This is a genomic window from Bacillus andreraoultii (genome assembly GCF_001244735.1).
Taxonomy (GTDB): Bacteria; Bacillota; Bacilli; order Bacillales; family Caldibacillaceae; genus Caldifermentibacillus; species Caldifermentibacillus andreraoultii.
This window is the reverse complement of sequence record NZ_LN868937.1, coordinates 2,765,744-2,778,565: the sequence shown is the minus strand read 5'-3', so window position 1 is coordinate 2,778,565 and position 12,822 is coordinate 2,765,744. Positions and strand designations below refer to the sequence as shown.

Here is a 12,822-nt window from a genome sequence, read left to right as displayed (position 1 = left end):
TATTTCTACTTTTCTCATGCGTTAGCGCCCTAAGAACGACTTCGACAGCATTTCTAAAAAATTTTTGGCGCTTTCGCCTAAATGCTAACAGCCTTGAGATTTCTTTAACGAGATGACGATAGGAAAATTTTACAGAAGAAAAGGGAGATACGTATGAATAAACAACCAATACAATTAAACCATTTTAGGCAGATGCTTTCCGAGTTTATGGAAAAACATCGAATCGCTGAAATTGTAAATGATTTTAATTTTAATCATGAAGTAAAAGTCTATCTAGGTAGTGGGCAAATGTTTAATGATTTTGGGAGACTTGGATTAGAACTATTGGCTGATCTATGTGAATCGGTTCATTTAGATTATTACCTACCACAACATAATAATGAAATCAATAAAAAAGACGCTGACCACGTCATAACAAATGCAATGATTGCAGAAGGGGATAATGAACAACTCGAACAATGTCAGTTTATGTTCAGCCATTTTACGATACCGGAAGATAGTGGATTAAGTGCAGAATGTGGACGCTTTGCTTATATGCGCAAAGCGAATCCTGAAAAATATTGGGCGAGTGTTGCCATATTAGATGATATTCGTACATTAACAATTCCAAACCCCGAACAAAAGGGAATTGAAAATCAAACCATTTATATGAATTCCTATACAGCTGGATTACCTGATTATGTTGGTGAAACATGGTATGACTGTTTTGCGTTTATGTATAAAACGTATCAGAGTAATAAGTGATTTTTGAGGAATGTTGTTGTTTTATCGAAAATGTAAATATTGAGTGAAAGAAAGCGGGGTTGTCCAGAAAGTTGTATTTTTGATTTTCGGATGCCCCTTTTCGTGTTTCAAAACCTCGATATATCGATACCTTTGATTATCACATTTTTTACGATATCCACTTTTAGGCAACCTCGTTTTCTTTTTGGCTAATAGGAAAGTATACGATTGCTCTACACTCGATTGAAGGTTTATCCATTGTTACTTAAATACTAACATCTTCTAGTGATAAAAAATTTGCTCAGGTAATCACAAGAGAGGTAGAAACGAGACAAGGCGGAGTTTATATAACTTAAAACTTATTGTAGTACGTGAAAAACGGCTCATAAAATGCGTCTATGAACCCGAAATAGCGTGAGTAACGCGAAAAGAGTTGCTAGAAAGTTGCTTCTTTCCCCATAGATTCCTCATTTTATCCTTGAAAACACGGGTTTATCAACATTCTTGATGAACAAATACACGAAAACTTTTCTTTTTCGACTCAATCTCTGTCTACGGATTTGTCTCTCCATTTCAAATCTTTTTCAATGAAATTCCTTTTTTTGGGTTATTTTCATTTTTTTCGGTTACCTTAAAAAATGAATGATTAAAAAAGGGTGTCCAATACGGGAATATGAACAATTTCATCGTATCCAAAAACCGTCTCCAGGTGTTGCACCGTTCGATTGTCGTTGCAATGGATGAGAAGTAGCGAGAAATACGTTTATGCTAGAAAGTACACATAGTGAACAAATCATGTGAAGAGAGGAGTTTCGTCAATGAAAAAAAGCGTAGCACATCTTTTTGTTTATGCTTTTATTACATTCATTCTCACAGGTTGTAAAAAGGTTGCTGTTCTTGATCCAAAAGGGCCTCAGGCAAAGTTGCAGGCAGATGTTATTTGGTTATCCATTGGGGTGATGTCGATTGTTGTTATTGCGGTGACAGCCATCTATATTTATGTGTTAGTCAACTATCGTGATTCGAAATTACCAAAAGATTACGAGCCTCCATATATTGAAGGAAATCATCTTGTTCAAGGGATTATAGTTGCAATACCGGTGCTCATTGTTATTTTCTTTTCAATTGTTTCGATTATTTCTAACAATAAAGTTGAAGCGACTCCAGAAGGGTATAAAGGTCAGAAGCCATTAATTATTTACGCTTCATCATCTGATTGGAAGTGGCATTTTAGTTATCCGGAATATGACATTGAAACAGTGAATTATCTATATATTCCAACCGGTCGTCCATTGGAATTTAAATTGTATTCATTCGGGCCGATTACAAGCTTTTGGATTCCACAATTAGGTGGACAAAAGTATGCGATGAGTGATATGGTGACAACTTTACATTTAGCTGCAGATGAAGCGGGAGAAATGATGGGAAGAAATGCAAACTTTAATGGGAAAGGATTTGCTGAAAATACGTTCAATGTACGTGCAATGTCACCAAAGAAATTTGATGAATGGATTCGTGATGTGAGAGAGACGGCAGAACCAATAACAGAGGAGAAATTTAATGAACTATTAAAACCAGGCCATTTAGGTCAGTTGACGTTTACGGGGACACATTTAACCTTCTCACCACCACCTGAGGGCCACGGGCACGGCGAGAAGAGAGAAGAGGAAGGCCACGGGCATGATGATGGGAAACAAGGTGAAGGTCAAAATCATGAAAAAAATCATTGAGAAAAAGAAAAAGCAACGAATGCTGAATAGGATAGAATGTCTTTTAAAAGAAAAAGAAATGGGCATGAAGGAAGCGAGGATGGAAGGAAAAGTAAATTTCAGTTACGAATTTTAACCGAACGTCTTTTTAGAAGGCTGTTTTCTCATATATTGTTTCTTCTAGATAGAAAAATGAATAGCAGTTAAAGCAAGGTGGCGACTCCGTAATCATGCAAATTGCATAATCACATGCGGTGCAATCTCTAGAAAGCTTACTCAAAGTGCCGCGGGAAGCGTCCGCCTTATGTTGAAACATACCATCATTTACAAAAATAGCCTTTTGGAAATACTTGTAGAAAGGACTTAAGAGATATGGAATTTTTAGATAGATTTGCGGTACCAAATCCAAACCCCGCCATTTATGCATCCATGATTGCGATTGCTGTGACAATCTTTTTAATAATATTTGGATTGACGTATTTTAAAAAATGGTTTTATTTATGGGATGGTTGGTTGACAACGGTTGATCATAAGCGAATCGGGATTATGTATTTAATTTCAGCGTTATTAATGTTATTCCGTGGTGGTGTCGATGCGCTCATGATGCGTGCACAGCTTGCTGTACCGGATAACAAGTTGTTAGATTCGCAACATTATAATGAGATATTTTCCACTCATGGTGTCGTGATGATTATTTTTATGGCGATGCCGTACATAATTGGATTAATGAACTATATTGTGCCGTTACAAATTGGGGCGCGGGATGTTGCTTTTCCAAGGTTAAATGCGATTAGCTTTTGGTTGTTTTTTATGGGAGCGATGTTATTTAATATTTCGTTTGTCATTGGTGGTTCACCTGATGCTGGTTGGACTTCCTATTTCCCACTTGCAGGGAGTGAGTTGAGTCCACATGTTGGGAATAACTACTATATGATTGCGATTCAAATAGCTGGAATTGGTACATTAATGACGGGAATCAATTTTATTACGACAATATTGAAAATGCGAGCGCCTGGTATGACATTAATGAGAATGCCGATGTTTACGTGGTCAATCTTAGTGACAAATGTCATTATTATCTTCGCTTTTCCGGTATTAACAATTGCTCTATTGATGGGAACAATGGACCGGTTATTTGCAACAAAGTTTTTTACAATGACCGATGGCGGAATGGACATGCTTTGGGCAAACTTGTTCTGGGTTTGGGGTCACCCAGAAGTGTATATCCTCATTTTACCGGCGTTTGGACTATTTAGTGAAATTATCCCGACATTTTCTCGTCGTAATTTATATGGCTATCAATCAATGGTCTATTCCATCATTGCTATTTCACTTTTATCGTTCTTAGTTTGGACACATCACTTTTTTACGATGGGTCAAACGGCTTATGTCAATAGTATTTTTTCTATTACAACAATGATGATTGCGATACCAACAGGGATAAAAATTTTTAACTGGTTATTCACGATGTGGAAAGGAAGGATTCGGTTTACCGTACCGATGCTTTATTCGTTAGCGTTCATTCCACTGTTTACGATTGGTGGGGTGACAGGTGTCATGTTAGCGATGTCGGCAGCGGATTATCAGTATCATAATACGATGTTTTTAGTTGCTCATTTTCATAATGTGATCATTCCTGGAGTTGTTTTTGCTGTACTTGGTGCTTCAACATACTATTGGCCGAAGATGTTTGGTTTTATGTTAAATGAGCGAATTGGGAAATGGGCATTTTGGTTTGTTGTCATTGGGTTCTGTTTAGCATTTTTCCCGATGTATATTACCGGATTAGACGGACAAGCTCGTCGAATGTATACGTATTCTGAAGCAACCGGATTTGGTCCGTTAAATTTCCTTTCAACGATTGGTGCGCTTTTTATGGCTTTTGGATTTGTATTAATCGTCTATACGATTTACTACAGTATTCGTCATCATGGAAAAGAAGGAGCTGGTGGTGACCCGTGGGATGCGCGTTCATTGGAGTGGGCAACACATAGCCCTGTGCCGCAATATAATTTTGCCATTACACCACAAGTAAACTCACGAGATGTATTTTGGGATGCGAAGTACAAAGGTCATCAATTATTTCCAGGCACTTACCAAGAGATTCATATGCCAAGTAAAAGTGGTGTCCCATTTATCATGTCTTGTTGTTTCTTTGTTCTTGGTTTTGGATTTGTTTTTAGTCTTTGGTTCCTTGTTATTTTAGGGTTTATCGGAATTGTTCTTTGCTTAACCCATCGCTCGTTTGAAAGGGATGAAGGGTATCATATAACAGTCGAGGAAATAAAAGAAACGGAGCAGAAATTAGGAGGGCCGAAAGTATGAAAGTAGATTCATCGAAACCTCTTGAGTTTAGTACAGAGCAAAATCGAATCAATATTTTAGGTTTTTGGATTTTCCTTGGTGCAGAAATTATGTTGTTCGGTACATTGTTTGCCTCGTATTTTACATTAGTAGATCGAACGGGTAGTGGTCCAACTGGTGCGGAAATTTTTGAAATTTTTCCGGTTATTTTAGAAACGTTCATCTTATTAACGAGTAGTTTCGTCATTGGACTGGCTATTCATGCGATGCGATTAGGGAATAAAAAGGCGATGTTAACATTTTTTACGATTACACTGTTACTTGGGCTCTTGTTTCTAGTGTTAGAAATGACTGAGTTTGCGACGTATTATCATGAAGGTGCGACATTGCAAACAAGTGCATTTACGTCGATTTTATTTACGACATTAGGAACACATGGTGCACATGTTACATTTGGACTTGTCTGGGGATTGTACATTATCCTCCAAATCCGTAGTCGTGGCATTACTGCTGAAACGGCAAATAAATCATTTATTTTCTCACTCTATTGGCACTTCTTAGATGTCGTTTGGATTTTTATCTTTTCATTTATCTACTTGAAAGGAATGATTTAACTGATGGGAGAATTATTTCCGAAAAAACAAGTAGGTGGCTTTATTTTTTCGCTTGTTTTAACGATGGTGGCACTTCTTGTTTATTTTTTCCATATGTCGTTTACCGTTGCGATGACGATTCTAATTGTAACTGCATTTATACAAGCGGCTGTTCAAATTGTCATTTTTATGCATGCTCGGGAAGTTGAAGAAAGCAAATCCGTATTTGTGACACTGTATTACGCTTTATTTATTGCATTAGTGACGGTTTTTGGCACGTTGTTATGTATGGTTTGGGGATGGACGTATTAATAAGGAAGATTCCATTTGATTCGTGTGTATATAGATACAGAAGTAATTTCGTTAAATCGGGCTAAGTTTATTTCCTTAGAGGACTGTTCTTATTACGAAGGTAGTGATGAGAACAGTCCTTTTTATAAGGTTCACGCGTCCTAGACAACAACAAATGTTAAAAAAGAGAAGCAATCGATGGAAAATGGCTAATCATTTTTTTAAGAAAGCCATTCGATTAAAATTTTACTTAGTGGAAAGAAGTCGTCTAGTTTTGTAAACTAGTGTTACATATGGATATATTGGACGGTGCTCTTATGGTTATAAATAAATTAATCGTAAAAAATTTTAAATCACATACTTATGCGGAATTTCAATTTGGTAAGATCAATCATTTTTTTGGCGACAATTATACAGGAAAATCGTCTATAGGTGATGCGATTGTCTTTTGTTTATTTGCGGTGACAAAACATGGGTATAAAACGTATATAAAAGATTATTTACAAGAAGGAAAAAGCGAGATGAGTGTTGCGACTCACATAACGATTGATAAACATACGTATAAAATAATGCGGACGATGAACCGTCGAGGCGCTCACCAAGTTTTTATTAATGATGAATTAACGGATGATGAGACACTTTCAAAACTAGTTGGTCACGTACGAGCTTTTATTTATAGTTTTTTTCCTGATATTTTTCCTGAAGAAGATGCAAAAGTTGCTCGGTCTTTTTTAATCGAGCAAATCTGTTTTGATCAAGGTAACTATAGCAAACTTGAAGATGAAAAAAGGAAATTGTTAAAACAGCAAAGGGAATTGGAGAAAAATAAGGCGTTTTATGCAGGTCAAAAATTATTGTTGCAAAAACAATTAACAGAAGCGGAACGGAATCGTGAGTTAGATACGAGTGATCAAGAACTTGTTGTAACGGACAATAGTCATTTACAAACAGAAATTGAAACAATCAATGGAAAAATACAAGAAGCCTACCGTGTCCTCTACGAAACGAAAGCTAAATTAAAATCTTATCAACAAGCTCTTAAAGAACTCACTTCATCTCCGGATTTATTACCAGATGTATGTCCGACTTGTCAGCAATCCATTCCACAAGAACAAAGTGAAAAAGTCGCAAAGGAGAGGGAGGAAAGAAAATTCATATTACAGAAGGAAATCGAACCTCTAGAAATAGGATTGAAAAATGTAAGTGAACAACTTGGTCATTATAATGAAATGAAAAAAGACTTAGAAAGTAAGCTAGTGATTGTACATGAAAAACGACAACATCATTTTGATGGAAATCGATATGAGTCATTACAGAAAGAGTTGAAATATGTAGACAAGCAGTTAGCAATGATAGAAGATAAGAAAATAAAGTTGGCACAAGAGATCCGTACAATAAAAAATGAACTAGGAATGCTAGCAAATACGTATCAAAAGATGATTAACTCTAGCTTAACTGATGTAAGAATAGATTTGTTTAAACAGTTGAAGAATGGCGAATTTAGACCTCAATTTCAAATATTATATAAGGAGCGACCATACCGAGTGTTATCAAATAGTGAAAAAATTCGTTGTATGGTTGAAATTATTACGGTCTTTCATCAAAATAGCGAAAGGCAGTATCCGGTTTTTTTAGACAACTTGGAAAGTATACACAGTTACATCCACCGAAAACGCAAATTATTACAGCCTCTGTCCGTAAAGGAATGCCGTTAACATTAAAAGTGGTTGAATAAAATGAGTGGATGAAGGGTGTGGGAGGAACGAACGACGTTATCACTTTGCCCCTAATATGAGGAGTAGGTCATTTTTTAGCTAATAGGAAAGGATTAATAAAGTGTTCAAGGAAGGATCTTGCCGCATGACATCAAAACTGAAAAACTTTCGGCGAACTTTAGTCTCTTTTGATCACTAAAGGTTCGAGTGTCCCAGAGTTTTCTTTATTTTCAGGAGAACTTGGTAAAAAGATGATGACACGAAAGCCATCTATATCAGGAGCGCTAATTCTATATTTTCAAGTAGATTAGATGCGGTAGAATTTATTTTTCTAGGATCATTGTCCGATATTGTTCGAATTTTACTATTGTCATCGCATGAATTCGTGTTACACTTTTTAAAAAGTGAGCTTCTTATGAATGTCGTTCGTGGGGTGACAGATTTGTGCGAAAGTATATTTACAGAAAGTAAAGTGAAATTGTTCGACTTGTATTTGAATAGTGATAGTCTGCAATCTTTTTTAAACCATGCCTCGACTATTTTTCACAACCCGATTATTATGTGCGATGAGGCTTTTCGAATTATTTCTGCCTCGAACATATTCCCAGTAAAGGATAAGTATTGGAGAAAACATTTAATAGAGGGGGCTTGTTCATACGAATTTGTCTCTCGTGTTAATCAATTAGAAGCAATCAAGGCTGGAAAACAGAAAAATGAAGCATATCGTGTATTTTGTCCAGAAAGCGAAGATGAAAAATTTGTTTGCCGTGTTAAGTTAAAAGATAAAGAGCTAGGGAATGTAATTTTGCTTGAAGAACAGTCTACATTTACTGAAGAGACGGGGATGCTTATGGAAATTATGAGTATACTTGTTGGCAAATTAATGATGGAGTATCAGAAAGAAACGGTAGAATATGCTGTTTTAAGTGAGAACTTTTTACTAAAGCTCGTTCAAAATACGGTAACGACAAAAGAATTAGATAGAATTGAACAATTAGTCGATTACAAACTCCCAAAAGAATTGACGCTGGTTATTTTTAACATGGCAAACTATAAAGTGAATGTGACGAAGCGAAGTCGTGATTTAAAAGAGTTGATTCATTCGAAGTGGAAAGCAGTTCTGTCCATCGTTCATGAGGATACAATTATTATGTTATTTGAAACGGCTTTACTTAAAAACCGTATTGCAGAAATAGAGGAATTTGTTACATTTCATCAAATTATCGCGGGAATGAGTAGAAACTATCATTCGATTCTAGAAACATATAAATATTATGAACAGGCAAAAAAGGCTATTGAAATTGGACCAATTCTTACAAAAGGGAAGCATGTATTTGTATATGATGATGTGTTTCCATTTGTATTCCTTCCCAAACTACCAATTGATGAAGCTATAAGTGAATTTGCCCATGCTTCGATTAAATTATTGAAAACATATGATGATGAGAATGGAACGCAATTGAATGACGTTCTTTATCAATATTTACTGCATAAGGAAAAAATAAATGAAACGGCAAATCATTTGTTTGTTCACCGAAACACTTTACGGTATCAATTAAATAAAGCATATGAGATAGGAAAAATCCAAAGTGAGGATTCCCTCTTTATGGCGAATCTCTTTTTATCGTATCGTATTTTACATTATTATCGGAAGCGCTCTTTAATTGAATTAAGTAATTAGGTAATAAGGTTATAGAATAGCCCTGTGCATCACGCACAATTGTAGGGGCTATTTTTGTAAATAGAAACTATATCAATTAAATGGAACGTCATATATACTAGGAACATAACATGCTCACTATTTCACAAATTTGGGCATGAAGATGAATTTGCAAACGTAATTCATTTATTTTCTTAATGATTAGTGAAAAATATGTCCCTTAACTTTGAATAGGAGTGAGGGAGACAACGTAACAATGAAGATTCACTAAGTAGTAAATAGGAGGATGAATCAAATGGTGTATCCGTTAATGTTTAAAAAAGGGAAAATTGGAAATGTAACGTTGAAAAATCGAATTGTTATGCCACCAATGGGAACAGATTATTCAAGTTTTACGGGTGAGGCTACAGAAGAAAGTATTAAGTATTATGAAGCTCGGGCAAAAGGTGGTTGCGGGTTAATCATTACTGAGATTACGAGAATCGATGATGTAACAGGGGTCGGTGCACCGGGACAATTAAGTGCAACTTCGACAAAATATACACGGAAATTAGTTCAATTAGTTGATGCTGTTCATAAATATGATACGAAGATTTTTATGCAATTACATCATCCAGGTCGGGAAGTATCGAGTCGGTTGTTAGATGGGGTCCAACCAGTTGCACCAAGTCCAATCGCTTGTGGAGTCATTGGAGAGGTTCCTCGTGAATTAACGACTGCCGAATGTGAAGACTTAGTGAAAAAATTTATTATAGGGGCTAATGTTGCGAAAATTGCCGGCTTTGATGGTGTTGAACTACATGGTGCACATGGCTATTTAATTAATCAATTTTTAAGTCCATATACAAATCATCGTAATGACAAGTACGGTGGGGATTTTGAACGAAGATTGACATTTATTACAGAAATTATTAAAGGCATTCAAGCAACATGTGGACCGCAATTTCCGATTTCTGTTCGGATTAGCGCAGATGAGTTTGTTGAAGGTGGATTAAAGATAGAAGATACAATTCAAATTGCGAAAAGGTTAGAAAGTTTAGGCATTGTAGCACTTGATGTAAGTGCAGGAACATATGAATCAGGGTATGCTGTCATTGAACCACACTTTTTACCAGAAGGATGGAAACGACATCTTGCAACAGCGATTAAGAAAGAAGTGAATATTCCTGTTATCGCTACGAACAATATTAAACACCCACAAACAGCAGAAAAATTACTTGAAGAGGGTGTAAGTGATTTTGTTGGGGTTGCGAGAGGGCAATTGGCTGATCCAGAATGGGGAAATAAAGCGTTTAAACAACATGAAAATATGATTCGGAAATGTATCGGTTGCTTATATTGCTTTAAAACCATTAATGAAGGAAAACCAGTTGAATGTACAGTGAACCCAATTGTCGGACGGGAATGGATGTACTCTGATGATACGTTGAAAAAGACAGGAAATGGTGAAAAAGTGGCTGTAATTGGAGCAGGCCCGGGTGGTATGCAAGCAGCGTACATTCTAGCAAAACGAGGCTATGACGTTACCATCTATGAAAAATCCGATGCACTTGGTGGGACGATGAGATTAGCTGAAAAGCCTACAGCAAAAGAATTAATTGGTGAGTTTATTGATACACAAGTGGCAGAAATTGAATCAGTCGGTGTTCATGTAAAATTAAATACAGAAGCGACTGTCGCGTTATTAAAAGGCGTAGGTTACAATAAAGTGGTTCTTGCATCAGGCGGATACCCAATTATTCCGAACATTGATGGTATTCACTCGAGCCATGTTCATACGGCGGAAAGTATTTTAGATGGCTCCGTTAATTTGAAAAATAAAAGGATCGTCGTCATTGGTGGCGGTGTTACAGGGTTAGAAACTGCTGAAGTACTCGGTAAAGAAAATGAAGTGTCTGTTATTGAAATGCAAGGAAGTGTAGGAACTGCTCTATATCCAAGTGTGCGAATGATGCTACTTCGGAATCTTGCGGCAGATAACATTGAAATTCAAACGAATAAACTGCTTTCTTCCATTGCTGAAGACCGGGTTATTGTTCGAGATATGAAATCAAATAGTGAAAGTGAAATCATATGTGATGACATCATTCTCGCTCTTGGTGTTCGCACAAATGATGATTTCGTTGAGCAATTCCAAAAGAATTTTGATCAAGTGATGGTTGTCGGTGATGCGCATAAGCCTGGTCAAATATCTGATGCACTACGGGAAGCAAACGATAAAGCGTATATTTTCTAGGCAGAGGGTTGAAAAGAGCCTATTGATTGTTGATGTGTATATTTGTAGTAAGACGTTGGAATATTTGAACTGACATCATGATTATATAAAAAAACTCGCTGGGTGTTGGCGAGTTTTTTTAGCAAATAGGAAAATATATCTTCCAATTTCTACTTTCCTTGGGCGCTTAAGTACAGGTGCATGGTTGCCTGAAGGCTCGGAGCCTGAGTTTTCTTTAGCGCAAAGCAAGGAGGCTGTCTTGAATGTCGCATGATTGATTTCTAGATGCCCCCCTCTGTTTTTTCCTAATAGGCTTCGTTAGAAATAAGGTATGATGAAAAAAATACAGTTATTCTAAAAGAAGAAGAACGTAATTCGTTATGGACGTCCGGTTCTTGCTAGCAACAACTATGCGTAATGATAACTAAGGCCTTTAAATGCGAATGCTTTATTTGTGTGGGTAGAGGGAAGGGGAAAATCAATGAAGAGGAAAATAGTCATTATTCCTTCAATTGTTATTGCACTATTCATCATTAGTTATGGGGCGGTAGGGAATTATTTTTACAACTATGCACTTAATGCAAAGAATGAGAAAGAATTTTTAAAAGGAAATCCTCATTTGGAGGAAAGTGTAGCGGTTATGGCGGATGTAGAAGATACAGCGAAAGTGGCCGACAATGAATTTAATAAGAAGCATCCACCTACGTCTCTTTCAATGGTTTCTAGTGATAAGAAAAAATACCAATTACATGGAGATATTTTTGAAAATGTGCATGCAGGTCATAAGTGGGCGATTGTTGTACATGGGTACACGAGCAGTGCTTCTAGCATGACGCGGTGGGTTCGAAATTTTTATGAACAAGGATACAACGTACTTGCACCAGATCTACGTGGTCATGGGAAAAGTGGAGGCGACTATATTGGTATGGGATGGCATGACCGACTTGATCTTCTCGATTGGATTGCTAAGGTGGTAAAAATGGATTCGAATGCTGAAATTGTGTTGTTCGGTGTATCAATGGGTGGGGCAACCGTAATGATGGCATCTGGTGAAGAACTACCAACGAACGTGAAAGCCATTGTTGAAGATTGTGGGTATAGTTCGGTGAGTGATGTTTTTGTATATCAACTGGATGATTTATTTGGGTTACCAGAGTTTCCAGTCATGCATGCGGCAAATACGGTAACAAAAATACGTGCTGGCTACGATTTATACGAAGCTTCTAGTGTCAAACAAGTAGCGAAAAGTAAAGTGCCGATGTTATTTATTCATGGTGAGGAGGATACATTTGTCCCGTATGAAATGTTAGATGAAGTATATGAGGCGGCAAATGTAGAGAAAGAAAAACTTGTCATCCCAGGAGCAGGTCACGGTGATGCTGTAAAAGTAGACCCAGAAAAATATTGGCACACTGTTTGGAATTTTGTTGGGAAGTATATCGAATGATAGATTGTTTTAAGTAACACAAAATCTTGTGGTTTAAGTAAATGACATTCCCCCTGGATGATTGAACCAGGGGGTGTTTATTTATAGCGTGGTTTTCCATATATAGGGAAAGTTCTATTGATGATCTATACGTCTTTTGTATTTATCCTCGACTATGAATAGTGG

The 12,822-nt window shown here is 36.7% G+C and carries 10 protein-coding genes; all 10 read left to right on the top strand.

All coding sequences use genetic code 11. The annotated features are described in order from the left end of the window. The first annotated feature begins 153 nt into the window (after positions 1 to 153). The 10 genes from BN2144_RS18505 to BN2144_RS18465 all read left to right on the top strand — a co-directional run bounded on the left by BN2144_RS18505 (position 154) and on the right by BN2144_RS18465 (position 12,657). Positions 154 to 744 (top strand): nucleoside 2-deoxyribosyltransferase, encoded by a 591-nt coding sequence (locus BN2144_RS18505; protein ID WP_033829689.1) that lies wholly within the window; start codon positions 154 to 156, stop codon positions 742 to 744. Positions 745 to 1,541: 797 nt separating this feature from the next. Further along, a complete protein-coding gene (gene qoxA, locus BN2144_RS18500; RefSeq protein ID WP_033829688.1) occupies positions 1,542 to 2,453 on the top strand; it encodes a cytochrome aa3 quinol oxidase subunit II in 912 nt (303 codons plus the stop codon). Beyond that, positions 2,437 to 2,568: a hypothetical protein gene (locus BN2144_RS20660; protein WP_268258039.1), complete on the top strand. Its 132-nt coding sequence runs from the start codon at positions 2,437 to 2,439 to the stop codon at positions 2,566 to 2,568. Before qoxA ends, BN2144_RS20660 begins: the two co-directional genes overlap by 17 nt. A gap of 236 nt (positions 2,569 to 2,804) precedes the next feature. Next, on the top strand, positions 2,805 to 4,757 hold the full coding sequence (gene qoxB, locus BN2144_RS18495) for a cytochrome aa3 quinol oxidase subunit I (RefSeq protein ID WP_033829687.1): 1,953 nt from the start codon (positions 2,805 to 2,807) through the stop codon (positions 4,755 to 4,757). After that, positions 4,754 to 5,350: a cytochrome aa3 quinol oxidase subunit III gene (gene qoxC / locus BN2144_RS18490; RefSeq protein WP_033829686.1), complete on the top strand. Its 597-nt coding sequence runs from the start codon at positions 4,754 to 4,756 to the stop codon at positions 5,348 to 5,350. Before qoxB ends, qoxC begins: the two co-directional genes overlap by 4 nt. Before the next feature lie 3 nt (positions 5,351 to 5,353). Beyond that, the gene (gene qoxD / locus BN2144_RS18485) at positions 5,354 to 5,641 is read left to right on the top strand and encodes a cytochrome aa3 quinol oxidase subunit IV (RefSeq protein WP_033829685.1); all 288 of its coding nucleotides are present in this window, start codon (positions 5,354 to 5,356) and stop codon (positions 5,639 to 5,641) included. A gap of 296 nt (positions 5,642 to 5,937) precedes the next feature. Continuing rightward, a complete protein-coding gene (locus tag BN2144_RS18480) occupies positions 5,938 to 7,335 on the top strand; it encodes an AAA family ATPase (RefSeq protein WP_033829684.1) in 1,398 nt (465 codons plus the stop codon). A 340-nt stretch (positions 7,336 to 7,675) separates the two neighbouring features. Further along, complete coding sequence (locus tag BN2144_RS18475) at positions 7,676 to 9,016, top strand: PucR family transcriptional regulator (RefSeq protein WP_139017912.1); 1,341 nt, start codon at positions 7,676 to 7,678, stop codon at positions 9,014 to 9,016. 274 nt (positions 9,017 to 9,290) lie between these two features. Next, positions 9,291 to 11,231, top strand: coding sequence for an NAD(P)/FAD-dependent oxidoreductase (locus BN2144_RS18470; protein ID WP_033829682.1), 1,941 nt, complete (start codon positions 9,291 to 9,293; stop codon positions 11,229 to 11,231). Positions 11,232 to 11,691: 460 nt separating this feature from the next. Beyond that, positions 11,692 to 12,657, top strand: a complete 966-nt coding sequence (locus BN2144_RS18465; RefSeq protein WP_033829681.1) for an alpha/beta hydrolase — start codon at positions 11,692 to 11,694, stop codon at positions 12,655 to 12,657. The last annotated feature ends 165 nt before the right edge of the window (positions 12,658 to 12,822 follow it).

What these genes read in the sequence shown, in the direction of transcription:
- BN2144_RS18505 (WP_033829689.1), top strand. Translation starts at nt 154, where the DNA reads ATGAATAAACAACCAATACAATTAAACCATTTTAGGCAGATGCTTTCC.
- qoxA (WP_033829688.1), top strand. Translation starts at nt 1,542, where the DNA reads ATGAAAAAAAGCGTAGCACATCTTTTTGTTTATGCTTTTATTACATTC.
- BN2144_RS20660 (WP_268258039.1), top strand. Translation starts at nt 2,437, where the DNA reads ATGAAAAAAATCATTGAGAAAAAGAAAAAGCAACGAATGCTGAATAGG.
- qoxB (WP_033829687.1), top strand. Translation starts at nt 2,805, where the DNA reads ATGGAATTTTTAGATAGATTTGCGGTACCAAATCCAAACCCCGCCATT.
- qoxC (WP_033829686.1), top strand. Translation starts at nt 4,754, where the DNA reads ATGAAAGTAGATTCATCGAAACCTCTTGAGTTTAGTACAGAGCAAAAT.
- qoxD (WP_033829685.1), top strand. Translation starts at nt 5,354, where the DNA reads ATGGGAGAATTATTTCCGAAAAAACAAGTAGGTGGCTTTATTTTTTCG.
- BN2144_RS18480 (WP_033829684.1), top strand. Translation starts at nt 5,938, where the DNA reads ATGGTTATAAATAAATTAATCGTAAAAAATTTTAAATCACATACTTAT.
- BN2144_RS18470 (WP_033829682.1), top strand. Translation starts at nt 9,291, where the DNA reads ATGGTGTATCCGTTAATGTTTAAAAAAGGGAAAATTGGAAATGTAACG.
- BN2144_RS18465 (WP_033829681.1), top strand. Translation starts at nt 11,692, where the DNA reads ATGAAGAGGAAAATAGTCATTATTCCTTCAATTGTTATTGCACTATTC.